At 68.7% G+C, this 24,688-nt stretch carries 22 protein-coding genes; 7 read left to right on the forward strand and 15 right to left on the reverse strand.

All coding sequences use genetic code 11. The features are described from left to right. Window positions 1-18: 18 nt before the first annotated feature. The gene (locus EV647_RS18795; RefSeq protein ID WP_134004649.1) at window positions 19-912 is read right to left on the reverse strand and encodes an MBL fold metallo-hydrolase; all 894 of its coding nucleotides are present in this window, start codon (window positions 910-912) and stop codon (window positions 19-21) included. Between the two features lie 82 nt (window positions 913-994). Between EV647_RS18795 and EV647_RS18800 the strand changes: the two genes are divergently transcribed. Continuing rightward, the gene (locus EV647_RS18800; protein ID WP_134004651.1) at window positions 995-1,843 is read left to right on the forward strand and encodes a LysR family transcriptional regulator; all 849 of its coding nucleotides are present in this window, start codon (window positions 995-997) and stop codon (window positions 1,841-1,843) included. Between the two features lie 3 nt (window positions 1,844-1,846). Here EV647_RS18800 and EV647_RS18805 read toward each other — a convergent pair whose 3' ends face one another. The 7 genes from EV647_RS18805 to EV647_RS18835 form a co-directional block, all read right to left on the reverse strand. After that, complete coding sequence (locus tag EV647_RS18805) at window positions 1,847-2,326, reverse strand: FxsA family protein (protein WP_134004653.1); 480 nt, start codon at window positions 2,324-2,326, stop codon at window positions 1,847-1,849. A gap of 73 nt (window positions 2,327-2,399) precedes the next feature. After that, complete coding sequence (gene lnt, locus EV647_RS18810; protein WP_238177287.1) at window positions 2,400-4,031, reverse strand: apolipoprotein N-acyltransferase; 1,632 nt, start codon at window positions 4,029-4,031, stop codon at window positions 2,400-2,402. 504 nt (window positions 4,032-4,535) lie between these two features. Next, window positions 4,536-4,925 carry a hotdog domain-containing protein gene (locus EV647_RS18815; RefSeq protein WP_134004655.1) on the reverse strand — a complete coding sequence of 130 codons (390 nt, stop codon included), beginning with the start codon at window positions 4,923-4,925 and terminating at the stop codon, window positions 4,536-4,538. Between the two features lie 2 nt (window positions 4,926-4,927). Then, window positions 4,928-5,680 (reverse strand): OAM dimerization domain-containing protein, encoded by a 753-nt coding sequence (locus tag EV647_RS18820; protein ID WP_134004657.1) that lies wholly within the window; start codon window positions 5,678-5,680, stop codon window positions 4,928-4,930. After that, entirely contained in the window at window positions 5,677-7,236 is a 1,560-nt protein-coding gene (locus tag EV647_RS18825; protein ID WP_134004659.1) for a lysine 5,6-aminomutase subunit alpha, read from the reverse strand. Before EV647_RS18825 ends, EV647_RS18820 begins: the two co-directional genes overlap by 4 nt. Then, window positions 7,233-8,819, reverse strand: coding sequence for an amidohydrolase (locus EV647_RS18830; protein WP_134004661.1), 1,587 nt, complete (start codon window positions 8,817-8,819; stop codon window positions 7,233-7,235). The genes EV647_RS18825 and EV647_RS18830 overlap by 4 nt, the downstream gene beginning before the upstream one ends. Before the next feature lie 3 nt (window positions 8,820-8,822). Continuing rightward, entirely contained in the window at window positions 8,823-9,866 is a 1,044-nt protein-coding gene (locus EV647_RS18835; RefSeq protein ID WP_134004663.1) for an L-erythro-3,5-diaminohexanoate dehydrogenase, read from the reverse strand. A gap of 144 nt (window positions 9,867-10,010) precedes the next feature. Between EV647_RS18835 and EV647_RS18840 the strand changes: the two genes are divergently transcribed. Beyond that, window positions 10,011-11,474 (forward strand): KamA family radical SAM protein, encoded by a 1,464-nt coding sequence (locus EV647_RS18840; protein WP_134004665.1) that lies wholly within the window; start codon window positions 10,011-10,013, stop codon window positions 11,472-11,474. A 584-nt stretch (window positions 11,475-12,058) separates the two neighbouring features. Further along, window positions 12,059-13,714, forward strand: coding sequence for a hypothetical protein (locus tag EV647_RS18845; RefSeq protein WP_134004668.1), 1,656 nt, complete (start codon window positions 12,059-12,061; stop codon window positions 13,712-13,714). Here EV647_RS18845 and EV647_RS18850 read toward each other — a convergent pair. Together EV647_RS18850 and EV647_RS18855 are read right to left on the reverse strand one after the other, a co-directional pair. Next, on the reverse strand, window positions 13,708-14,370 hold the full coding sequence (locus tag EV647_RS18850) for an HAD family hydrolase (RefSeq protein WP_134004670.1): 663 nt from the start codon (window positions 14,368-14,370) through the stop codon (window positions 13,708-13,710). The genes EV647_RS18845 and EV647_RS18850 overlap by 7 nt on opposite strands. Further along, entirely contained in the window at window positions 14,367-14,807 is a 441-nt protein-coding gene (locus tag EV647_RS18855; RefSeq protein WP_134004672.1) for an Lrp/AsnC family transcriptional regulator, read from the reverse strand. The genes EV647_RS18850 and EV647_RS18855 overlap by 4 nt, the downstream gene beginning before the upstream one ends. A 103-nt stretch (window positions 14,808-14,910) precedes the next feature. On the opposite strand from EV647_RS18855, the gene EV647_RS18860 reads away from it, so the two are divergent. Together EV647_RS18860 and EV647_RS18865 are read left to right on the forward strand one after the other, a co-directional pair. Continuing rightward, window positions 14,911-15,831, forward strand: a complete 921-nt coding sequence (locus EV647_RS18860) for a 5'-3' exonuclease (RefSeq protein WP_134005927.1) — start codon at window positions 14,911-14,913, stop codon at window positions 15,829-15,831. Window positions 15,832-15,842: 11 nt separating this feature from the next. Further along, complete coding sequence (locus EV647_RS18865) at window positions 15,843-17,033, forward strand: M20 family metallopeptidase (RefSeq protein WP_134004674.1); 1,191 nt, start codon at window positions 15,843-15,845, stop codon at window positions 17,031-17,033. Here the strand turns inward: EV647_RS18865 and EV647_RS18870 are convergent. Continuing rightward, a complete protein-coding gene (locus EV647_RS18870) occupies window positions 16,995-18,143 on the reverse strand; it encodes an MFS transporter (RefSeq protein ID WP_134004675.1) in 1,149 nt (382 codons plus the stop codon). The genes EV647_RS18865 and EV647_RS18870 overlap by 39 nt on opposite strands. An 84-nt stretch (window positions 18,144-18,227) precedes the next feature. Here EV647_RS18870 and EV647_RS18875 point away from each other — a divergent pair, with 84 nt between their 5' ends. After that, complete coding sequence (locus EV647_RS18875) at window positions 18,228-18,839, forward strand: ABATE domain-containing protein (protein ID WP_134004677.1); 612 nt, start codon at window positions 18,228-18,230, stop codon at window positions 18,837-18,839. 4 nt (window positions 18,840-18,843) lie between these two features. On the opposite strand, the gene EV647_RS18880 is transcribed toward EV647_RS18875, so the two are convergent. Both EV647_RS18880 and EV647_RS18885 read right to left on the reverse strand, forming a co-directional pair. Further along, a complete protein-coding gene (locus tag EV647_RS18880; RefSeq protein WP_134004679.1) occupies window positions 18,844-19,494 on the reverse strand; it encodes a response regulator transcription factor in 651 nt (216 codons plus the stop codon). After that, a complete protein-coding gene (locus EV647_RS18885) occupies window positions 19,487-21,541 on the reverse strand; it encodes a sensor histidine kinase (RefSeq protein WP_134004680.1) in 2,055 nt (684 codons plus the stop codon). Before EV647_RS18885 ends, EV647_RS18880 begins: the two co-directional genes overlap by 8 nt. A 151-nt stretch (window positions 21,542-21,692) precedes the next feature. On the opposite strand from EV647_RS18885, the gene EV647_RS18890 reads away from it, so the two are divergent. Continuing rightward, window positions 21,693-22,319 (forward strand): hypothetical protein, encoded by a 627-nt coding sequence (locus EV647_RS18890; protein ID WP_134004682.1) that lies wholly within the window; start codon window positions 21,693-21,695, stop codon window positions 22,317-22,319. A 48-nt stretch (window positions 22,320-22,367) separates the two neighbouring features. On the opposite strand, the gene EV647_RS18895 is transcribed toward EV647_RS18890, so the two are convergent. Beyond that, window positions 22,368-23,321 carry a nucleoside hydrolase gene (locus EV647_RS18895; protein ID WP_166680379.1) on the reverse strand — a complete coding sequence of 318 codons (954 nt, stop codon included), beginning with the start codon at window positions 23,319-23,321 and terminating at the stop codon, window positions 22,368-22,370. Beyond that, a complete protein-coding gene (locus EV647_RS18900) occupies window positions 23,290-24,615 on the reverse strand; it encodes an ABC transporter permease (RefSeq protein WP_134004686.1) in 1,326 nt (441 codons plus the stop codon). The genes EV647_RS18895 and EV647_RS18900 overlap by 32 nt, the downstream gene beginning before the upstream one ends. Window positions 24,616-24,688: the final 73 nt, after the last annotated feature.

Raw genomic sequence — 24,688 nt, forward strand, 5'->3', positions numbered from 1 at the left:
CCCAGGCTTCATGCAGAGTCAGTGACGATGCTCCGCACAGAGGCAGCCGACGCCGCGCTCGATCCACTCCGGCAGCCGCCAGTCCGGGTGGCGCTCGATCATGAGGGCCCGGATCTCGGCGGCGGTCGTCTCCTCCGACAGGCCCGAGTCCCGCCGGCGCCAGGTCTCGTCGCGGAGTTCGACCAGGTAGTCGCGTACCTGGGTCAGCAGTTGCGCGTCGCTGACCTCACCGTGGCCGGGGACAACGATCTGCGGCCGCTCCGCGGCGAGGCGGTCCATGACCTCGATCCAGCGGACGCCGGACACGTCGACGTCGTACGGCGGGAACCACGGGAAGATCGCGAACTGGTCCGCCTCGGCCAGATCACCCGTGAACAGGACGCCGGCGTCGGGGACCGTGATGACCTGATCGCCCTTGCTGTGCGCACGTCCGGTCGGGCGCAGCTGCACGGACCGGCCGCCGAGGTCGAGCTCGTACGTACCGTCGTACGTCTGGTCGGGGACGGGGATCCGCGCGCCTTCCAGTTCACGGGCGACCGGCTCGCCGAGCTGCCGGAACATGCCCAGGTAGCCCTCGCCCTTGGTCGTCAGGTCGTCGGCCTGCGCGGTGTTCAGCAGGTACGTCGCCTCGTCGGCGAAGACCTGCGCTCCGAACGCGTGCTCGGGGTGGAAGTGCGTCGTCGTCAGGTAGAGCCGCCGGCCGTTCGCGTACGACGAGGCGAACCGCACCACCTGCTCCGCGTTCCGCGGGCCGAGGCCGGTGTCGACGACGAGCACCGAATGGGTGCCGCCGATGAGGCCGATGTTGGGTACTAGGTCGACGTTGCGGTTCGGGATCACGATGAGGTCGCGGGCGAGTTCCTGGACGTCGGCGAGGTCGACAATCGGATCGGCGTACGGGTAGTCGGACATGCCTCCACCTCAGCACCGGAGGTGGAGGCGCGTCCAAGACCAGTCCCGCATTGTCGATACCCAGCGGGTATCGTCGCAGGTGATGGAACTGCGGACCTTGCGGTACTTCGTGGCGGTCGCCGAGGAGCTCCACTTCGGGCGGGCCGCGGCGCGCCTGCACATGAGCCAACCGCCCCTCAGCCGGGCGATCCAGCAACTGGAAGCCGATCTCGGCACGCCTCTGTTCCGACGATCCTCGGCCGGTGTCAGCCTGACGCCCGCCGGAGCCGCACTGGTGAAGGAAGCCCGCAAGCTGCTCGTCCAATCAGAGCAGGTGCGCGCCCGGGTCGCCGCGGCCGCCGGCGCTGCAACCCTGACCGTCGGCATCCTCAGCGACAGCACGGATCCAGACATCTCGAGACTCGCCGCCGCGTACCGCTCGCAACACCCGAACGTCGAGATCCACATCCGCGAGACGGACCTCACCGACCCCACCTGCGGCCTGCGCGCCGGGCACGTCGACATCGCCCTGACCCGCGGCCCGTTCGACGAGACCGGTCTGCGCGTCCATGAGTTGCGCTCCGATCCGGTAGGCGCCGTACTCCGGGCCGACGACCCACTGGCCGGCCGTTCCCAGTTGCGGCTCGCCGACCTGGACGGCCGCCGCTGGTTCCAGTTCCCGCCCGGCACCGATCCGATCTGGCAGTCCTACTGGAACGGCGGCCGACACCGCGAAGGACCAGTGGTCCGAGCCGTCCAAGAATGCCTCCAGGCAGTCCTCTGGAACGGCACCATCGGCCTCGCCCCGCTCACCAACCACAACCCCGGCGACGAACTGGTCACCATCCCGATCCAAGACCTCCCGCCCAGCCCCCTCGTCATCGCCTGGACCGAGACAACCCCGCTGACCCGGTCCTTCGTCCAGACCGCGAAAGCCAGCTACCGCACCTGACGGCTACTTCTTTTCTGGGTCGATGACTTCGCCTTGGATTACGTCGTTTGTTGGGCGTTGGGGGCCGGGGGTGCCGGGGCCGGGGATGAAGGTGCCGAGGCCGGGGGTGCCTAGTTGGGTGGTGACGCGGCGGCTGAAGAAGGCGGTCATGGCGCGGCGGGCCAGGGGGCGGGTGAAGGGGAGGACGAAGAAGAAGCCGAAGATGTCGGTGATGAAGCCCGGGGTGAGGAGCAGCGTCCCGCCGACCAGGACCAACGCGGCGTCAGCCAGCTCGCGGCCGGGCATCTTCCCGGTCTCGAACGAGCTCTGCAGCGCCCGCCAGGCCCGCCGGCCCTCGCGCTTGATCAGCCACGCGCCGAACGCGCTCTCGACCAGCAGCAGCGCGACCGTCGGCCACCCGCCGATCACCTGACCGACCTGGATGATCACGAAGATCTCCGCGATCGGAACCACCAGCAACGCGAGCGCCACGAACCACGGCATGTCCTACCCCTTCCTGCCTGAGACACCAGCGTACGGAACGAGTGGGCACGACCAACCCTGAGTGAACCCTGACTCAGACCGGGACCTTCTCGCGGCTCGGCGTCTCGGCCGCCGGCGGCGGGGTCTTGTCCGTGCGACCCCGGCGGCGGTCGATCAGCGCCAGGACGAGACCGAGCAGGCCGAGCCCGGTGAGGACCCACTCCGGCCAGCCGCCGAGAGTCATGGCCAGCGTCTGCCCGTCCTGCACCGGAACGGTCGCGACGTACACGTCCGGCACGAACTGCGCGGACTTGTGCTCGACGCTGCCGTCCGGACGGATCACGCCGGAGATCCCGCTCGTCGACGCGATCAGTACGGTGCGCCCGGTCTCGATCGCGCGCATCCGGGTGATCGCGAACTGCTGCTCGGGCTGACCTGTTCCGCCGTACGTCGCGTTGTTGGTCTGCACGATCAGCACCTGGGCACCGCCCTTGACCACGTCGTGGATGACGTTGTCGTACGCAAGCTCGAAGCAGATGACGTCGCCGTAGGTGACCCCGCGGATCGGCATCACGCCCGGCCCCACGCCCGGCACGGTCTGCGCGCCGATCATCTCCAGCCGCTTGATGTAGGGCAGCAACTGGTCGCGGAACGGGATGTACTCACCGAACGGCACCGGGTGCCGCTTCGCGTACCGCTGCCCCGGCCCGGTGGCGGGATCCCAGACGATTCCGGTGGTCTGCCGCTCGTTCTCGCCGGGCCCCTCGGTGACGGCCCCGACCAGGATCGGCACGCCGACCGCCTTCACCGCGGTCTCGATATCGGCGCGGGTCTCCGCGTCCTTGTACGGGTCGATGTCGGTCGAGTTCTCCGGCCAGATCACGACGTCGGGCTTCATCTCGGTGCCGGCCTCGACGCGTTTCTGCAGGTCGAGAGTCGCCTGCAGATGGTTGCGCGTCACGGTCCGCGCCCGGCCCAGGAACTCCAGCCCCTTGCCCGGCACGTTGCCCTGCACCATCGCGGCCCGCACAGTCTGCCCGTCGCCCGCGATCGACAGGTGGATCAAGGCGCTCCCGAACACGATGGCCAGCCCCGCAACGAGCGCCACGGCCCGCAGACGCAGTGCGGTCTCCCGGCGCAGTACGGCGTACAGCAGGACGCCGACGAACGCGACGACGAAGCTCAGGCCGGGGATGCCGACGTACGCGGCCAGCTTGCCCAGCGAGTCGTCGGAGAACGCCCAGGCGAGCCGGCCCCACGGGAACCCGCCGAACGGCACCGACGCGGTCGCGAACTCGGTCGCCACCCACAGACACGGGATCCACAGCGCCCACAGCCGAAGCTTCAGGACCTGTGTCGCGAACAGTCCGAAGACTGCGTAGAACAGTCCCTCGAGGATCGCCAGCGCGATCGCCGCGTCGCCGCCGATGATGCTCAGCCACGGCACGAGGACGGCGTAGTACGCGATCCCGAACCCGGCGCCGACCAGGAAGCCGGCCTTCATCGAGATCCCGTTCAGCGCGGCCAGGAGCAGCGGTACGGCGATGACGGTGAGCCAGGGATGGTCGTGCGGTTCGAACGCGAAGCCGAGCAGCACGCCGGCGACCACGGCCACCGCCACCCGCGGCAGCAGCCGCCCCAGCGCCTTCAACCGGTCCACGCCGTACCCCTTGTCCTCACCGCACCGGCGGACGCCGGTCGCACGACCGTACAACGTCCGGGGCACGCGAATGTATCCGGTCAGTAGCCAGAACGGTGTCCGGACCGGACGGCGGGGAACTACACGCCTGGGATTCCGGCTGCCGGCATCGGAGTGAAGGGGCCGGGAAAAGAGGAAAGAGGCTCGGCGTGCCTTCGGACCAACCGTCGATGCGCTGGCTGCGCACTGTCGGGCTGTTGTCTACTGGCCGCCGAGCCTCTTCCACCTCTGCCCCGCGGGGGGCTCACCGCCGGTGATCTCAGCCCCCGTCGACTCAAGCCTGGCTCTGACCTGGTCAGCGTCGCGGGATCATCCGGTGGCCGAACTTCGTGTGACCGTTGAACGAACGGGTTGTGACGACTCCCAAAACGATGCTCGCTGGCGGCGACGGTGTCAACCTCTCCCCCGGCTCTTTGAGCCCGTTGTAACACGATCGCCTGCCCTACAAGGGAAAACGAGTATCCTTCAGCCGAGTCACGTTACAGAGCGATATCAGCACTCCACGTGATCGTTACCCACGGCAACCAAACGTCACCCAACCGGTACGACGACGGTTCCCTTGGCGCGGGTGATCTCCAGCGGCTCGGCGAGCACCTCGGCCGCCGACGCGGATCGGTCGGGACGTCCGCGGCACACGACGTACGCGCTGAAGTCGATGTCACGGCTGCGGTTCCCGACCCGGCTGATCGTTGCCTGTACCTCGACCACGTCACCCGCGCGCAGCGGCTGCAGGAACTGCACGTCGGAGTACGACGCGAACAGGCCTTCGTCACCGTCCGCCTGGATGCAGACCTCGGTCGCGACGTCACCGAACAGCGCGAGCACGTACGCGCCGTCGACCAGGTTGCCGGCGTAGTGCGCGTGGCTGTACGGGACGTAGCGCCGGTGCGTGACGGTCAGTCCAACGGTTGCCTTTGACACCTTTATGCAGTCTTCCTGTAGGCATGACGCCGAGTCACGAGCGCGTCGACGAGATAGCTGGCCACTTCACCCGGCGTGGTCCCCCGGCCGAACACCCGGTCGACGCCGAGCTCGCCGGCCATCTGCTCGGTGAAACGGGGGCCGCCGGCAACAAGTACGGGGCGCGTGTCCTCGGCGTACGCCTCCCGGAACGCCGCGGACATCTCCTTGGTGTTGAGTACGTGCGCCTCGCGCTGCGTCACCACCTGCGACACCAGGATCGCGTCGGCCTTGTCGGCCTTGGCGCGCCGGACCAGTTCGGGTACGGCGACCTGCGCGCCGAGGTTCACGACCTTCACCTCGCGGTAGTACTCCAGGCCCTTCTCCCCCGCGAATCCCTTGATGTTGAGGATCGCGTCGATGCCGACCGTGTGCGCGTCGGTGCCGATGCACGCGCCGACCACGGTCAGCCGGCGGCGCAGCCCCTTGCGGATCGCGAGGTTGACCTCCTTCGGCGACAGCAGCGGGTAGTCGCGCTCGATGACCTCGACCTTCGACGTGTCCACCAGGTGGTTCACAGGACCGTAGACCACGAAGAACGTGAAGTCCGGGCCGATCGGCTTCGAGTGCACGACCAGGGCCGGGTCCATGCCCATCTTGTTGGCCAGCTGGACCGCCGCACCCTCGGCGCGTTTGTCGTGCGGGACGGGCAACGTGAACGACAGCTGCACCATCCCGTCGCCCGTGGTGTCGCCGTACGGCCGGATGATGCTCACTGGCCCTCCTCCAACAGCTCGATCGCCGGGTTGTAGTACGCCGGCGACTTGCGCGCGACCCCGTCCAGCCCGCGACCGGCGTCCTGCGGACGTTTCATCAGGCCGAAGGTGCCGTCGCCGATCGCGTTCAGCAGGCCGTCGTCGACGATCCGGTCCAGCAGCTCGACCGACTCGCCGAGCACCTGGCGGGCCCGGGACGCGATGAACCCGTTCGGCTCCGGCCGGAAGTCCTCGTGAAGGTTGCCCGCGGCACCCAAGACGTAGCGGACGTTCTGCAGTGCCAGGTCGCGGTCCGAGATCCACGGCGTCACGACGGCCTCGGTCATCATGCCGACCAGCAGGATGCCCTGTCCGGTCATCGCGCCGGCCAGGTTGAAGAACCCGTCCAGCAGGTACCCGCGGAACACGTCACCGGTCATGTGCCGGGTCGGCGGCATCCACTTCAGCGGCGCGTTCGGGAACAGCTGCCGCGCCAGCATCGCGTGCGCGAGCTCGAGCCGGAACGAGTCCGGGATGTCCGGGTTGATCTCGAACGCGTGCCCGAGGCCCAGCTGCCAGTCCTCGAGCCCGGCCTCCTTGGCGAAGTACTCGTTCAGCAGCTGCGAGACCGTCACGGTGTGCGCGGCCTCGACCGCGTCCGCGGTGGTCAGGTAGTTGTCCTCGCCGGTGTTGATGATGATCCCGGCGCGGGCGTGGATCTGGCGGCTGAACCGCTGGTCGACGAACGTCCGGATCGGGTTGATGTCGCGGAAGAGGATCCCGTACATCGAGTCGTTCAGCATCATGTCGAGCCGCTCGAGCCCGGCCAGCGTCGCGATCTCCGGCATGCACAGCCCGGACGCGTAGTTCGTGAGGCGCACGTAGCGGCCGAGCTCCTTGGACGACTCGTCCAAGGCGGCACGCATCAGCCGGAAGTTCTCCTGCGTCGCGTACGTGCCGGCGAATCCCTCGCGAGTCGGGCCCTCCGGCACGTAGTCGAGCAGCGACTGACCCGTCGACCGGATCACCGCGATGATGTCGGCGCCTTCCCGCGCGGCCGCCTGCGCCTGCGGGATGTCCTCGTAGATGTCGCCGGTGGCAACGATCAGGTAGATCCACGGCCGCTGCTCGGGGTCGCCGTGCCGCTTGATCAGCCGGTCCCGCTCCCGCCGCCGCCCGTCGATACGCTTCATCCCGGCGGTCGCGGCCTTGCGTGCGGCGGACCGAGCCCGTACGGCGTCGCGGCCCTCGGGCATCCGGAATGTGACGGAACCGGACGCGGCCTTCTGCGCCAGCACTGCCAGGTCCTCGGCCTCACCACGCAGCAGCGCGTCCCACACCGGCAGCGCGAGACCGTGCTCGAGGCCGACGTCCGCACGCACGGTGTCGGCGAGCCGGTTCACCCACGGGATGCCTTCGGTGTCGGCACCGGTCAGCCCGGCGAGCCGCAGTACAGCTCGCTCGACCGACACCGTGGTGTGCTGCCGAGCGAGGTTGACGATCGGCTTCCCGGCCTTGCGCGCGAGGCTGCGCGCCTTCCGGACGGTGACTGGATCGAGGTCCAGCTTCTTGTTCATTGCGACCATCCCTCGGCTTCATAGACCACACGACCACCGACGACGGTTCGCAGGCAGGTAGGTGTTCCCTGGCTCAGATCCGGCAGCACCGGTACGCCGGCCCGCGGGTCCGTCGACCACGCGGCGACACGCGTGTCCGGCGTCTGTACGACGAGGTCGGCATCGCTGTGCCAGATCGCGTACGTCGCGGCCGTGCTGGGCGCAAGCACTCCGGCGTCATCGATCCCGGCTGCCCGCCAACCGCCGCGCGTATGCGCCTGGAACGCCGCCCGGACAGTGATCCGCTCCGACTGCTCGTGGTGGAACGCGGCCGCCCGAACGGCCTCCCAACCACCTAGCTCCGTCACGGGCGCATCCGAGCCGAACGCGAGGACGACGCCGGCACGGGCCAGCGAACCGAACGGGTTCATGCCCTGCCAGCGGTCGCCGACGCGCTCGGCGTACATGCCGTCCGGACCGCCCCACAGGCCGTCGAACATCGGCTGCACACTCGCCACCACGCCGCAGCGCGCCAGCGTCGCGATCGTTGCCTCGTCGACCATTTCGACGTGCTCGAGCCGGTGCCGCGCCGCGACGAGCGCCTGTACGCCGACCTTCTCGGCAGCGAGCTCGAACCCGCGCGCGATGTTGTCGAGGGCCTGGTCGCCGATGCAGTGGAATCCGGCCTGCACATTCCGCTCGGTGCAGGCGATCACGTGCTCGGCGATCTGCTCCGCCGTCAGGTACGCGTGGCCGCGGTGGTCGGCGCGATCGGTGTACGGCTCCCGCAAAGCCGCCGTACGTGAACCGAGTGCGCCGTCCGCGTTCAGGTCACCGGCGAGACCGGCGAGACCGTAGGTGCCGAGGTGCTCGAAGGCGCCCGGCTCACCCCAGTACAGCGTCGCGGCCAGGCCGAGCTGCTCGGCCGTCGCACGCACGATCGGCAACTCCCACAGCGGCCCGATGTGCGGCGCAGCCATCTCGTGGAACGCACCGATTCCCTTGGCGGCCATGGCCTTGAGCGCGGCCTCGATGTCCTGCCGTCGCTGGTCCGGTCCGATCAGGTCACCGATGGCATCCCGTACGGCGTGATTCGCGGAGCGCTCCACGCGGCCGGTCTCGTCGTACCCCTCTTGGTTCTTCGCAACCGGAACAAGGGCCGACGAGATGACGCCGGAGTGGCCGTCGATGCGGGACAGGTACACGCGGCGGCCGCCGGCTGCGCGGTCGAGCTCCTCCGTTGTTGGCGGGCGGCCCTCCGGCCAGGCGGTCTCGTCCCAGCCGGCGCTGTCGATGACCGCGTCTTCGGGGAGGTTCGCCGCGAACGCCGCGAGGCGATCGAGAGCGTCTGTCAGCGAGGTTGAACCGGCGAGGTCGAGACCGGTCAGCATCGCGCCCGCACCAGCCGTGTGGACGTGGGCGTCGACGAAGGCAGGTGTCACCAGCTTTCCGTCGAGGTCGATCACCTCGTCCGCGCCGTCGGCGTACGAACTCGCGCCCGTGTCGTCACCGAGCCAGGTCACCACCCCGTCGTCGAACGCGATAGCGGTCGCGTGGGGGTCGGCAGGCGAGTAGACGGAACCGTTCGTCAGAAGTGTGCGCACGCCCTAATCCTCCGCCAGCCTGCTCTCGAACAGACCACGGACACCCGGCTCGGTCCGCAACAGCTCCATCGCATAGTCCGCATGCCCGGGCACGTACCCGTTGCCGACGAGCATCGTGACGTCCGCGGCGAGACCTTCTGCGCCGAGCGCCGCCGCGGAGAACGAGGTCGCCATCGAGAAGAAGATCACAGTGCCGCCGGCCGCCGTCGACAGGACGGCTCCGTGCTCACACCCCGGTACGTCGACGCACACCACCGTGATGTCCGCGGGTCCCCCGGCGTCCTCGACCGCCTTCGCCAGCGCCACCGGATCGCGGGCGTCGGCCAGCGTCACGACATCGGCCAGACCGGCTTCGATCAGGCGATCCTGCTCGGGCTGCACCGGCACAACACCGATCGTGCGAGCAGCCCCGGCGACGCGTGCGGCAGCCAAAGACAACGAACCGGACTTACCTGCGCCACCAATTACTGACACGACAGGCTTTATGCCTTTGTCGACATACGATCGCACCACGCGAGCGGTCAGGGCCGGGGCACCGCAGACGTCCATCACGGCCAGCGACAGCTCCGGCTTCAGGTCGTCGGGGAGCCTCGCGACGATCGACCGCGCGAACAGGATCGCGTGCCCCTGCGCCGGTACCTGCTCGCTCTTGCCGTCCCAGTCCCGCAGTTCGTCGGTGATCTGCAGCGGGGTCAGCGTGAGCGAGACCAGCGTGGCCACCCGGTCGCCAGGCGCGAGACCGAGGGGCGAGTCGGGACCGACCTCGTCGACCACGCCGACCAGCATGCCGCCGGACCCGGTGACCGGGTTCTGCATCTTGCCGCGGGTCTCGACGATGTCCAGGACCGCGCGGCGGATCGCCGTACCGTCACCGCCGTGCGCTTCGGCGAGCTGGCGGTACGACGCGGCGTCCAGGTTCAGCCGCTCGACCGCGATGCGGACCTCGTCGGGCCAGATCCCGGGACGTGCGTCGAGTTTCTCCGCCGCCTGCGGCAACACGCCGGACGGCGCGAGTACACGGTGCAGTCCTACCGGGCTGGATGACACGGATCCTCCTCTGTGCGGTCGGGCAAAATACTACTCACAGCATGTCCTGACGGGAATTCTTGCGGCGTACTGTTGGATCTGAAGGACGTTCTGTCGCTATCCTCACATGAGACAGCAATACCCCTGAAGCCCCGCGGAGGACCTGTGACCGACCTGATCACCCCGGAGCTGGCTCGTTCGGAGCCTGGCGACGGCCAGCCGTACCTCTATCGGCGCGCCGAGCTGGTCGAACCGGACTGGACCCGGCTGCCCGGCTGGAAGGACGTCACGGCCGAGGAGTGGCGCTCGGCGCAATGGCAGCGGTCGCACTGCGTGAAGAACGTGAAGCAGCTGCGCGAGGTGATGGGCGACCTGCTCGAGGACCGGCTGTACGACGACCTCACCCGGGACCAGGCCGAGCGCGCGACCATGTCGATGCTGCTGCCGCCGCAGATGCTGAACACCATCGTTCCTTCCGGTGCGGCTGACTACACGGAGGCGTTCTACGCCGACCCGGTCCGCCGGTACATGCTGCCCGTGTTCAGCGACCGCCGTACCGACTGGCCGTCGCACCCGCACGCGGCCCGGGACTCGCTGCACGAGCACGAGATGTGGGCCACGGAGGGGTTGACCCACCGCTACCCGACCAAGGTCCTCGCGGAGGTCCTGCCGACGTGCCCGCAGTACTGCGGTCACTGCACGCGGATGGACCTGGTCGGGAACTCGACGCCGGTGATCGACAAGCTCAAGTTCGTCGCCAAGCCGCAGACCCGGCTCGACGACATGCTCGACTACCTGCGCCGTACGCCGGGAGTCCGGGACGTCGTCGTCTCCGGTGGCGATGTGGCGAACATGCCGTGGCCGCGGCTCGAGGCGTTCCTGATGAACCTGCTCGAGATCGAGAACATCCGCGACATCCGGCTCGCCACCAAGGCGCTGATGGGCATGCCGCAGCACTGGCTGTCCGACGACGTCCGGTCCGGTGTGGCGCGCGTCGCCGGTGTCGCCCGGGACCGTGGCGTGATGCTCGCGATGCACACGCACGTCAACGCGGCGCAGTCCGTGACCCCACTGGTCGCCGAGGCGTCGAAGGCGATGCTCGAGGCCGGTCTGCGGGACGTGCGGAACCAGGGCGTCCTGATGCGCGGCGTCAACGACTCGATCCCGCAGCTGCTCGACCTGTGCTTCGCGTTGCTCGACGGCGCGAACATCACGCCGTACTACTTCTACATGTGCGACATGATCCCGTTCTCGGAGCACTGGCGGGTGTCGGTCCGCGACGCGCAGCACCTGCAGCACGGGATCCTCGGCTACCTCCCCGGCTTCGCGACACCGCGCATCGTGTGCGACGTCCCGTACGTCGGGAAGCGCTGGGTGCACCAGCTGTCCGAGTACGACGAGGTCCGCGGAATCTCGTACTGGAAGAAGAACTACCGCACGGGCATCGAGCAGCAGGATCCTGACGCGCTGAACCGGACCTACGAGTACTACGACCCGATCGACACGCTGCCTGTCGAGGGCCAGGACTGGTGGTCCCAGCACGCCGGCAACCACCTGGCCGAAGCCGAGGCCCGCGCCGCCGCCTCCCGCACCACCGCCGAGGCCCAAAAACTCCTCGACATCAACTGACCCGATCCGTCTTCGGTGCCACCGCAGGGGGCGGCACCGAAGACTCAGCCTGCCTCCGTGGACGTCAGTTGGCACGCGCGGGGATCAACGCAATGCCGTTCAGGTACGGGCGTTGGCCGGCCGTCAGTCCCGTTGATGGGAAACAAATCGTCGGCATGTGCACATTTGTTTCCCAACAGGCCGTCACGCACTCCGCCTCAGGAGTCGACGACGGTCGGAGTTGCCGCACCGGCTCATAGTGGGCAGGCGCGCGTACCGGATCCGGCGGGTCATCCTCCTCGGTCCGGAGTTCAGGCTGTGATGGGCTCCGTCGGCAGCGGGCATCTGATTCCTGCATCCGTCGGGTTGCCCCCTGATGTGGTGGGTTGCCCCCTCGGCTTCTCGGTGGGCAACGCTGCAGTTGAGGGGCAACCTCCGGGTTTGAGGCGTGGTTGGGGTTGGCCGGTGTGGCCACCGACGGGATTGCAACTTGATGCAACTGTCCGAGCGTGAGGGCTTCGATGCGCTGGGCAACCGCTACCATCGCGGAGCGTTGTCGGGCGGCTTGTCTGGGGTACGCCGCGATCTCGGGAGAACTCTTGCGTGTGATCCGCAGGATTGTCGGCGTACTGCTGGCTCTGGTCGGACTGATTGTTGTTGTGGTCGGCGGTGTCGCCGCGTTCTGGCTGATCGGGCCGGACGACACGGTGCATTCGGGTGAGCAGTCGCTGAGCAGCAAGGGACTGGCGATCGCTTCGACGCCGGAGCTGCTGAACCGGCACGGTCCGGTGCTGCACGTCGACGTACGGTCGAGCAAGAACCAGCCGGTGTTCGTCGGGGTGGCTCGGGACTTCGACGTCAGCAGTTATCTGAAGGGCATCGCGCACACGAAGCTCGTGCAGGTGCAATTCCCGATCGCGCTGTCGACCGAGGACGAGAAGGGCACGGCGGGTCCACTCGCGGCACCCGCCACGCTCGACTGGTGGGTCACCAAGGCGAACGGCACCGGCACACAGTCGATCGCCTGGCCCATCGAGGACGGCCCGTACGACGTCGTCATCATGAACGCCGACGGGAAGACGGCTCCCGACGTACAGGTCGACCTGGGCATCGAGATCCCGAAGGCGTTCACGAGCGCACTGGGCGTCTTCGCCGCCGGCATCATTCTCCTTGCCGTAGGCATCCTCCTCGTCCTTTTCCGCCGCGGTCCCCGCAAGCCACACCCGGCGCAGAACGCGACTTCCCCACCGCAGCCGGTCCAGCAGCCGGCTTCCAGGATCGCGGCCGCTCAGCGAGTTGTCGTCGTGGGGATCGCGTTCGGGTTGACGACGGGGTGTTCGGCCGTTCCGCCGGCAGACACGGTGACGGTGCTGACCCGTCCCGCGATCAGCGAGCAGGTCGCGGCAGCGGCGATCAAGCACTACGACGAGGTCAGCAACGCCGCCGCCAAGCGCCGCGACGAGAAGCTGATCGCGACTGTCGAGACGGGGGACGTGCTCCGCCTGTCTCAGGCCGGCTACCGCATAGACAGGGTGCTGGACAAGGCCGGCAAGGGCATTGCCGACCCGACCACTCACGTGAAGCCGAGCATCGGCGTGCCGTCGTACGGCGGGTACCCGATGCGGTTCGTGGCCTCGGCCGGCATGTCGGCGTACAAGGACTACCAGGTGCTCGACCTCTGGGAGCGCAGGTCGGCGGGTGAGCCCTGGCTCGTGAGCCATCAGGTCACGCCTGAGAAGAAGGTCAAGCTCCCGCCCCTCAAGGGCTTGCGTCCGGTCACCGCCGCGGACAACGAGAAGCTCGCAGCCTCACCGGAAGCCGCGGGCAAGGCACTGGCCGGATACTTCAACGCCGGCACCAAGTCGTCGCACGCCGCTCTCTTCGCGCCGTCCGCTGACGTCACCAGCATCCTCAGGACCGTCGCGGACGCCAAATCGTTGCTGAAGGACCCGAAGTCATATCGCGCGGTCATCGACACGTTCAGGCTCAGCGGTACACCGACCGCCTTCATGACGAGCTCCGGCGAGGCGTTGGTGTTCCTCTCACTCACTGAGGAGTTCCAGCTTCAGGTCGGCCCGAACCTCTCGATCTACTGGGCTCAGGGCAGCCCTGGTTCCGCGTTCAGTCCACCCACCACGAAGTACGACAGCGCCATCACCAGCACGACCCTCTATCAGGCCGCCCTTGTCGTTCCGCCCAAAGGGGCGAAGATCCGGATCCTCTCCACCGCCGACGAACTCGTCGAGGCCGGTGGCTACTGAACCAGGTGGGCCTTCAGGTCGGCGAAGGTTTTGATGGTCGGTCCGGGCCAGGTCGGGTCGCTGTCCGCGTGTTCTGTCGTACGGATCGCGTGCATGCCGAGGGAGGCGGCGGCAGGCAGTTCGTTGTCGTTGCCGTCGCCAACGTAGATGCAGTCGCTGGGGTCGGCGCCGAGGGCTGCACAGGCGGTCTCGTAGATCCTGGGCTCGGGCTTGGCGGCGCCGACCTCGGCGGAGAAGGCGGTCGCGTCGAAGTACTGCGCGAGCGGGCTGGCCGCCCACTGGACCTGGGTTTCGGCGGTGATGTTGCTGACGAGCCCGATCCGCCAGCCGGCCGCCTTGAACGCGGCCAACGTCTCCAGCGTCGCCACAGGGGCCCGGCCGAGCAGCCGTTGGGCGAGCGCCCGGCGCAGGTCGGTTGCCTCCTGCACCTGTTCGTCGGTCGGGGTACCGCCGCACCGTTCGACGATCACGCGCAGTGTGCTCGGCAGGTCGCCGTACGCACCGATGAACCGCTCGTACGACGACGCGTCGAACGCCCGCTGGAACGCCACGGCATCGACCCCGAGCACCGCGCCCATCCGCGCGTTGACCACGTCCCGCTCGGCGTCGCCGCCTGAGACCAGCGTGCTGAACAGATCGCTGAGCAGGACCTTCACAGGGCCGGTGGACGACGTTCGTACGGCGTGCTCAGGACGATCGTCGTGGTGGTGGAGACGTTCGCGCGTGCCCGGATCACTGCCAGCAGGTGCTCGAGCGCGCCTGGCGAGGCGACCCTGACCACGAGGATGTAGCTCGAGTCGCCGGCGACCGAGTAGCAGGACTCGATCTCGCGGACCTCCCGGAGCCGCTCCGGGGAGTCGTCCGGTTGCGACGGGTCGATCGGCCGGATCGAGATCAGCGCGGTCAGCGGCAGATCCAGCGCGGTGTGGTCGACGGTGGCGGCGTACCCCTGGATGATCCCGCGCTGCTCGAGCCGCTTCACCCGCTGGTGTACGGCCGACGTGGACAGGCCGGTCGCCTTGCCCAGGTCGGTGAAGCTCATCCTGCCGTCGGAAGCGAGCAGCCCGACGATCTTGCGGTCCAGGTCCTCCATCCTCAAGACAGTACTGGAGCGACCGGCCCGGCCGCATGCGATCTCGCGGGCTGTCGGTGGGCTGTGAAAGCATCTGGGCATGGCTGACAGACCCGAGCGTTTGATGCTGCTCGACACCGCGTCGCTCTACTTTCGTGCGTTCTTCGGCGTACCGGACACGATGAAGGCTGCCGACGGTACGCCGACCAACGCGATCCGGGGGCTGCTCGACTTCATCGCCCGGCTGGCCGAGAACCACAAGCCGACCCATCTGGTCGCCTGCTGGGACGACAACTGGCGGCCGTCGTGGCGGGTCGCGCTGATCCCGTCGTACAAGGCGCAGCGGGTCGAGTTCGTGACGCCGAAGGGCGAGCAGATCGAGGACGTGCCCGACCGCCTGGAGGTGCAGGTGCCGTACATCCGGGCCTGCCTGGAGGCGATCGGGATCACCGTCGTCGGGGCGCCCGACCACGAGGCGGACGACGTGATCGGCACGCTGTCGCATCAGGCGACGATGCCGGTCGACGTCGTCACCGGGGACCGTGACCTGTTCCAGCTGATCGACGACAGCCGCGGCATCCGGGTCGTCTATACGGCCGCCCGCGGCGTCGGCCGGGCCGAGGTGTACGACGAGAAGGCGCTGCTGGCGAAGTACGAGGTCCCCGCTCAGCGGTACGCCGACTTCGCGACGCTGCGTGGTGACGCGTCCGACGGGCTGCCCGGCGTGAAGGGCATCGGCGAGAAGACGGCCGCCTCGCTGGTCACGGCGTACGGCGATCTGGACGCGATCCGCGCCGCGGCCGCCGACCCGACCACGCCGATGGCGCCCGGGGTGAAGAAGAAGATCCTGGCTGACAGCGACTACCTCGACGTCGCCCCCAAGGTGGTCGCGGTGGCGAAGGACGCGCCGGTCGGGACGTACGACGCGACGCTCCCGCGCACGATCAAGGACCCGGAGCGCTGGCTGGATCTCGTCGAACTTCTCGAGCTCGGCAGCAGCGCCCAACGGGTCATGGCGGCGCTCGACCTCGGGCCGAAAGCGTGAGCGCCGGAAGCGTGCGGACGCGCGAGCTGGCGGAGCTGTTCCGCGAGGAGATCGTCACGTTGCGCCGGGCGCTGCACCAGGTCCCGGAGTACGACCTCGACCTGCCGAAGACGCAGCAGCTGGTCCTGGACGCGCTCGAAGGGTTGCCCCTGGAGATCACGCTAGGCAAGGAGCTGTCGTCGGTGACCGCCGTACTGCGCGGCGGTGGCGGGCCAGGTCCCGTCGTACTGTTGCGCGGCGACATGGACGCACTGCCGGTCACTGAGCGGACCGACGTACCGTTCGCGTCCTTGCATCCGGGGATGATGCACGCCTGCGGTCACGACCTGCACGTCGCGGGGCTCGTCGGCGCCGCGAAGGTGCTGTGCGCGCTGCGGGACGAGCTGCCGGGTGACGTGGTGTTCATGTTCCAGCCGGGCGAGGAGACGACCGGTGGCGCGCCGATCATGATCCGCGAAGGGGTTCTCGACGCGGCCGGCCGCCGGGCGGATGCGGCGTACGGGCTGCATGTCGGGGCGTCCTCGCAGCCGTTGGGGATGTGGAGCAGCAGGCCCGGATCGTTCATGGCGGCGGCCGACCAGTTGTCCGTCCGCGTTGTCGGCGCGGGGACGCACGGCTCCACGCCGTACCGGGGCAAGGACCCGATTCCGGTGCTCTGCGAGATCGTGACCGCGTTGCAGACGATGGTCACGCGGCAGTTCGACGTGTTCGACCCGGTGGTGCTCACCGTCGGCCGGATCGCGGGCGGCACCAAGGAGAACATCATCCCGGACGACGCGTTCTTCGACGCGACCGTGCGGACGTTCTCCGAGGTGGCCCGCGCGAAGGTGCAGGAGGCGTCGATCGAGCTCGTCGAAGGGCTCGCGGCCGCGCACGGGCTGCAGGTAGAGGCGGAGTACCGGGTCGGGTATCCGGTGACGGTCAACGACGAAGCGGAGTTCAACTTCGCCCGCGACACCATCGTCGACGTCTTCGGCCCGGACCGCTTCCGCGAACGGCCGAATCCACGCTGCGGCGCCGAGGACTTCTCCTACATCCTGCAGGAGGTCCCGGGCGTCTACCTCAACCTCAGCGCCTGCGCCTCCCCCGACCCCGACGCAGCCGCCGACAACCATTCCCCACTGGCCAACTTCGACGACTCGGTCCTCCCCGACGCCGCCGCCCTACTGGCGGAGCTCGCTGTACGTCGCCTCGCGCGCTAACGCCAGCCCGGTGAGCGCGAGCCCGAGGACCGTCGTCGCCGCGGCGACCAAGTAGATCGTGGGCAGGCCGGGTCCGGCGATGACCCGGCCGCCCAGCCAGCCTGCGAAAGCGGCCGCGACCTGGTACGACGAGGCGTTGACGGCGATAGCCAACGTCGGGGCCGCGGCGGCTGTGGCGAGGACGCGGGCCTGCATACCGGGGATCACGGAGAATCCGACGGCGCCGAGGGCGAAGACCAGCACACCGGTCAGGATCGCGGCTGGGCTCATCCGGAGGGCGATGAGCAGTAGAACTAGCAGCGCTAGCGCGCCGAGTTGCGAAGGCAGCAGGGCGCGGTCAGCCAGGCGGCCGCCCACCAGGTTGCCGATCGTCGCGCCGACGCCGTACACCAGCAGCATCGGGGCGACGGCCCCCGCGGGGAACGACGCCGGGCCGGTCAGCAGCGGTGCGAGGTAGGTGAACACCATCAGTGCGCCGATGTTCGCGACGGCAGTGATGGCGATCGCGAGGAGCAGGTCGCGGTTGCGGAAAACGGCGAACTCGCGCAGCGCGCGGGTGCGTACGCCGGGCTGATCATTCGGGACGAACCGGGCGACCAGGATCAGGCCGGCCGCGCAGCAGGCTGTGATCGCGGCGAACGTCGTCCGCCAGCCGAGCTCGTCGCCGATCCAGGTGCCGAGCGGTGCGCCGAGGATCATCGCCAGGTTCATGCCGAGGGCAAGCTTCGCGACCGTGGACGCCTTCTTGTCCGGAGGCGCTGAGGTGGTCGCGATCACGATCGCGTTCGCGAAGAACGTGGACGTGACGAGTGCCGTCACGATCCGCGCGGCGAACAGCACGCCGTAATCGGGAGCGATCGTGGACAGCAGGTTGCCTGTGACAGCGACCGCGAGCAGCCCGAGGACGAGCGGTTTGCGCGGCCGTCCCGCGGTGATTGCCGTCAGCAACGGGCCGCCGACGATCATGCCCAGCGCGTACGCCGTGACCAGCAACCCGGCCGCCGGGATCGACACCCCCAGATCCCCCGCCACCGCCGGCAGGATCCCGGCCACCACGAACTCTCCCGTGGTCACTCCGAACACGCACACCAGCAACGCCGTCAGCTTCATGAGTTCCTCACGGATAGGCAATGAATTATCCGTGAGAACGGTAGATCGTTCTCACGGATATTCGCAACCTGTACCATGAGAAACATGCCGGACCCGATCCCCGCCCAGCCTGACGCCGTCGCGCCGTTGCCGCCTGCTCCCGGCTCCGACACGTGGCTCGCGCTGGACTTCGCCAACACTGCGATCGCGCTCCCCGGCGGTCAGTACGTCGACCTGCTCGGCAGTCCCGCGGCCGTCAACGACTGGCTCACCGAGCGCGGCCTCGCGCCCGAGAACGCCGACGTACAGGAGATGTGCGCGACCCAGCTCCGCGCCCTCCGCGAGCACGTCCGCTCCCTCTTCGCCGCCCGAGTCACCGGCGCGCCCGCGCTCCCCGCGGCGCTCGACGCCGTCAACGACGCCCTCACCCGTGTCCCGACCGCCGCACTCCTCCGCTGGGACGACAAGACCGGCCCCTACCGAGCCACTCCCTGCCCCACCAACGAGATCCTCGAGCACGCCCTGGCAACCATCGCCGCCAGCGCAGCCGACCTCCTCACCAGCGAGGAAGCGGAAACCCTCACGGCTTGCGAGTCCACGCCCTGCAACCGCTACCTGATCCGCCACGGCCGCCGCCACTGGTGCTCCACCCGCTGCGGCGACCGAACCCGAGCCGCCCGCGCCTACGCCCGCCGTACTCGGTCCAGATCAGACTGACGACTCAGCGACCGAGGCCAGCGTCGCGAGCCCGGATGATGGCTTCGGCCCGGTCGGCGACATGAAGCTTGGTGAAGATGTTCGAGACATTGTTCCGGACCGTCTTCGGAGACAGGTAGAGCTCGCTCGCGATCTGGGCGTTCGAGCGGCCCGCAGCAACCAGGGCGAGAATCTCGTGCTCGCGCGAGGTGAGCTGCGGGAAAGCGCTGCCGGGCGTGGCCGCCGGCGCGGCCGCGAAGAATTCGGCCACCCTGCGCGCGATTGCCGGACCGAAGATCGCCTCGCCCTGGGCGACCGCGGTGATCGCACGCACGATCTCACCCTGGCTCGCGCCTTTCAACAGGTAGCCACGAGCGCCCGCCCGCATCGCGGCGAACAGCGTCTGGTCCTCCTCGGCCATCGTGAGTACGACGACGCCGATGTGCGGACTGTCGGCGGTGATCGCACGCGTCGCCTCGATCCCGTCGAGCCGCGGCATCTGCACGTCCATCACCACGACATCCGGCTGCAACTCCCGCGCTCCGTCCACGGCCTCCACCCCGTCGGCCGCCGTACCGACGACCTCGACACCGTCCAGCGACCCGAGCAATGCGGCCAGCCCGTCGCGGTAGACGGGATGATCGTCGGCCAGCAGCACACGCACTGACTCATCCATGAGCAACCTCCGGTACGGCGTCCAGCGGCAACCTCACGTGGACGGCGGTGCCGCCGCTCGGTGGACACGTGACACTACAGACTCCGCCGAGTTCGGCAACTCGTTCCCGCACCGACAACATCCCCACCCCCGCCGCGACGTCTTCGCCGATCCCGATCCCGTCGTCCTGCACCGACAACTCCAGCGCCGCCTCGTCCAGCCGGAGGGCGATATCACACCGGGATGCCGCGGCGTGCCGGGCGACGTTCGTCAGCGCCTCCGACGCGATCCGGTACGCCGCCACCTCCACGCCGGCCGGCAACGTTCCGAGCGGGTCCGCGTCCACGGACACCGCGAGTCCCGCGAGCCGGAACGGCTCGGCTTGTTGCTGGATCGCCCGCACCAGACCCAACTCGTCCAAGGCCGGCGGTCGCAGGTCGTGGACGAGCCGCCGTACGTCGGCCACCGCGGCGGCCATCTCGGTCGTCGCCTGGACCAGGATCCGGTCCGCCTCGTCGGGGGCGGACTTCGCGAGGTTCCGGGCGGTCTCGATGCGCAACGTCACGGCGCCCAGGCTCGGGCCGAGACCGTCGTGCAGGTCCCGGCGGATCCGCCGCCGTTCCTCCTCACGAGCGGCGACCAGCCGGCTGCGGCTCCGCTGCAGTTCGGTGCTCAGCTCGGTCGCGCGGGCGGCCGCGGCCGCCTGCCGGACGAGATCACCCAGCAGTCGCTGGTCGCGTTCCGACAACGCCGTCCCGTCGCCCGGACAGAACACCAGCCGGCCGACCGGCTCACCGCGGTAGCCGACCGGCAGCGCATGCGTCGGACCCGATGCGCGTCCGTGCTCGACGATCGCCAGCCCGCCGCCGGAACGCTCGATCTCCACCCGCACATAGGGCAGCCGGAACGCGTCGGCAACCGTGCGCGCGACCGCGTGGAGTTGCTGATCCGGGTCCGCGGCCGACTCGAGCCGCTCGGCCAAGGTCGACATGGTCGCGTACGGATCATCCCGGGAGCCGCGGACCAGGCGCCGTACCCACCGCCAGAGCCGGCTCCGCAGCGGCGCGTAGACCACGGCGACGACGGCGATCGCGACCAGTGCGGCGTCCCGCTCGCCGAGCATCCCGCCGGCGATCGCGAACACGGCGAGGTCGATGCCGACCACGAGCACCGCGAGTACGCCGTACAGGAAGGTGGCCGAGAGCAACCGATCGATGTCGTACAGGCGGTGTTTGGCGACCGCGACGACGATGGCCGCCGACGTGACCGCGATCGCCAGGCCGAACATGATCGCCGGGACCGCGGGCGGATTCTCGAACGGAACGATCAGGACGATCATGTCCACCAGAGCGGCCCACATCAGCCACCGGAGCTGCGCTCTGCTCTCCCGCGTGGCCGCGCGGTAGCGGTGAACGGCGACGGCGAACGGCACGACCAGGCTGACGATCACGCCCGCGTACGCAACCCGGAGCAGTCCCGCCCAGACGTCGTACGGGGCATCGATGCTGAACGGGTCGAGCGCCAGCCTGGTGATCTCCGGCGGCAGCTCGGCGCTGTGGTAGCGCTGCATCACGTCCATGGGCGCGACGAGCAGGAGAACTGGGAGGAGCAGAGTCAGCGCAAGGCTGACGATCGAGAGCCAGCGCCATACTCTCGCCGTAACCAGCTTCCCGTCCGGGAAGAGCAAGATGAGCAGTGGCAGCCCGAGCAGCAGGAACGCGCCGAAGCGGGAGTAGAACCAGTACGCCGCCGACCCGCCAGGCAGTCCCGGAGACGTGTAGATCGAGTACGTCGCCCAGCTCGAGGCGAGCCCGTCGACCACCCACAACAGACCGGATCCGGTCAGGATCCACGCGATCGGGTGCCGCGGAAGGCGATGCAGGAGAAGTACACCCGGCACGACCTGTGCGAGGCCGGACAGAGCCGACGTCCATCCTTCGTCCAGCTGTGCGTCGGCCGGTGCGTTCGTGCCGTTGCGGAGGTCGAGAACGATCGTGGCAGCAGTCAGCAGGAGCGCGGCCGCACCGAGTGCAGCCGGCCCCCATCCCCTCCGTGTCTCCTCCCCCACCGATGCATTGTCACCCAGAGTGTGTCCCGCCGTCGCGGGTCAGTTGTCCCTTCTCGAGTCGGGACATCGCCCGGGACGCCAGACCCTGCCGCCCGGGTCGGTGTGCCGCGAAGACTCGGTGCCAAGACAAACCTCAGGGGGAGGAACCGAAATGACAACCACACCTGCCAGAGCCCGCACCGACGTACCACCGACGCTCAGGGCCGCGACCGGCCTGGCGGAGGGCACGATCCGGCGACTGGGACTCGGACTGACCGTCGGCACGCTGGCCTGGGCGGCGAGCATCTTCGCGTTCAGCACGGTCAACGAGGGGGTGCCCGAGCGGATCGGGGACCTGACCGGCCTCGCGTTCCAGCTCGGGGTGTTCTGCCTGCTGGCTGTGCAGTTCAGGACCCGCGCAACCGGACCGTCCACGGTCCTGCTGAAGGTGGAGGCGGTGATCCTCGGCATCGCCAGTGTCTGGTCGCTCCTGCACGGCGTACTGCCGTCGAATCTGCAGGACGCCGCGTGGCTGATCCCGATGGACATCTGCTGGCCGCTGTCCATGCTCGGCATGATGGTGATCGCGATCAAGATCGCCGTCGCCGGGCGCTGGCGCGGCGCACTCCGCTGGTGGCCGCTGGTCGCCGAGAGCTGGGCGATCATCACCGTCCCGTGCGCCGTGCTCATCGGCGACAGCGTCGCCCGCTGGGTCGGCGGCTTCCACCTCCTGATCGGCTACGCCACGCTGGGCGCCCTACTGGCCCTCCGCCCCCACCTCGTGCAGCCCCAGGACTGACGAACTGAGGGCCGCCATCCAGTCCGGGATGGCGGCCCTCCTCCGGCATCAACTCAGGGCGCCGGCCAGCCAGGACATGAACGCGGAGTAGTCGGCGGACACGGACATCGCGATCTCGGTGCCGTCAGCGTGCAGACTCATGCGCGCAATCTCGTCGAGCGCAACGTGTTCCCGGATGAACCGCACCCCCGGCCAGAGCATCGCCGCCGCCAGCGCCAGCGCGTCGTGCTGCATCGACCCCGGGTACTTCACCATCCACCGGTCGAAGTGCTCGCGCAGTACCCGCTCCCACGGTCGCGCGTCCGGGCGGCCCCAGCGTTGGTAGAGCGCGGACTCTCGGGTGATCTCCATCGCGGGGTTGAACGTCACGTCCGAAACCACGAACCTCGGGTTCCAGAGGCCGAGCTCGGGCAGCATCCGGATCGCCGCCGCGGGATCCACCCTGAAGTTGTGCTCGGCCCGCGACGGGTCGCGATAGGTGATGGCCCCGCCCATCTGGGTGACGGCAAACCGCGGCAGCAGCAACGGCTCCTCGCGTCGCAGCCGAGCGAGATTCGACAGCGGGCCCATGCCGACCCATCGGATCCGCCCCTCGATCCCGGCGCAGATCTCGTCGACCACCGCCACCACGTCGTCGTCCTGCCGAGGTACCTCCGGCGGGCAGACTCCATCCATGATCCACATCCGGCTGTTCCCCAGATCGGACCCAGCCACGACGCGTACATCAGGCCGTCCGACGAGATCCAGCAGATACCGCACGAGCCGAGCCCGCTCACCACCGTATTCGTCGCTGGTCACCACCAACCGCAACTCGGGCACCCGCCGGGCCGCCACCATCAACGCCACCGCGTCGTCCGGATCCCCACCCAGATCGGTGTCGATGATCATCGGCGCTGTGGCAATCGCCGGCACGCCTACCCGTGGCGGAGGCCCGTCCCGAATCATCGCGTCCGCCATCTCCTCGAACCCCTCAAAGCTCGCGGTCGTCCCTGCGAGGGCCATCCAGTCGGCCTCCGGGTCTCTTTCCTTCCCGCCGCCCATCACAACCTCCGCTTGCCCGAGTCGAGTTCAGAACATTCTCTACGAAGACCTTCTTGTCCCCGTCGCTGCCACATCGCTCGTACGCCGTCCAGATCGACTGACGCGCGGCCTCAGGAACTTGCGCCCGGTCGAGAGTCTTCTGCAGCAACTCGGCCTGCGTCTTGTCGGCACGGTGCACGAACGAGTCGAGAAGCTCCGCCAGTCGTGGATCGGTCGATCCGCCGCTGATCCAGGCGCGAATCTCCATCCGGTACCTGTGTGCCCAGTCGTCCAGCCAGCGACGGTAGTTGCCTCCGGCATCGCGCACCCTCGCCACATCTCCGGCGAGGTCGGCAACCGCTTGGAGGTTCATCACCTTGACACCTTCACGCACCGAAAGGTGCTGCAACCGCGGGGAGATCCGGCCGCGGCTCAGTCCGTCCAGAAGCTCCGGGTGATGGCGCTGACCGGTCTGTTCGGGACCGGCGGAGCCGATTCGGACCGGACTGGACATCGGTCCGTCCAGGAGCTCCTCGATACTGTTGAGCGCGAGCTGATGCGCGAACGTCTTGGACACATCCGGCGGCAGCTCGTAGAGCGGCAGGCCGCCCCGTCCTTCCGAAGCCGACAGGTGTACTTCATACCCCTTCTTGCTCCCCGGATGCGGATCGTACGGCGACTCGCCGTGGAACGCGTACCGCCCGGTGAAGGTTGTCTCCGGATACACAGCAGACAGGAGCTCTTGCACCGTGCCCTTGAAGCTCGTGTCGAACACGCTCACCCTGCTCCCCGGCCGACCGACCGGCACCTGACGCATCTGCAGGTACTCCGTCAACACCAGGAGACCACCGACTGTGTCCGCCGGATCCACGCGTGACGCGACCCGCCGGAATCCGTCGAGCTGCGGGAACCGCATCCCTTGGTGGTTCTCGAGATCCTGCAGTGCGTTCTCGACCAGCGCCCGCGACACCACCAGGTTGGAGCAGTTCTGCTGGAAGAAGTCGCCGTCGAGCATTCTCATCGCGAACGCCAGGTGGTGCCCGTCACGGCCCAGGGCGAGGATCCGGTCGGTACGACGAGACCCCACATCCGCCCGAAGATCGGCCAGCATGTTGTCGGCCACCCGCACCATCAACGGCGCCGGGAACTGGTATGCGACAAGGTATGCGTCCCGCAAGGTGGCCAGGTGGGCCGGATCGGTGAGGCCCAGCCTCGATGCGGTCACCTGCGCCCAATGGTTGCCACGTCGCCGCACCGAGTCTGCGTCACTCGCCATGCTTCAAGTACGCCACAGTCGGCGCAAACCCCGCGGAAGTTATCCACAGGGCGTGCAGGACGGGGACGCTGCG

The sequence above is a fragment of the Kribbella sp. VKM Ac-2566 genome (assembly GCF_004366005.1).
Taxonomy (GTDB): domain Bacteria; phylum Actinomycetota; class Actinomycetes; order Propionibacteriales; family Kribbellaceae; genus Kribbella; species Kribbella pratensis.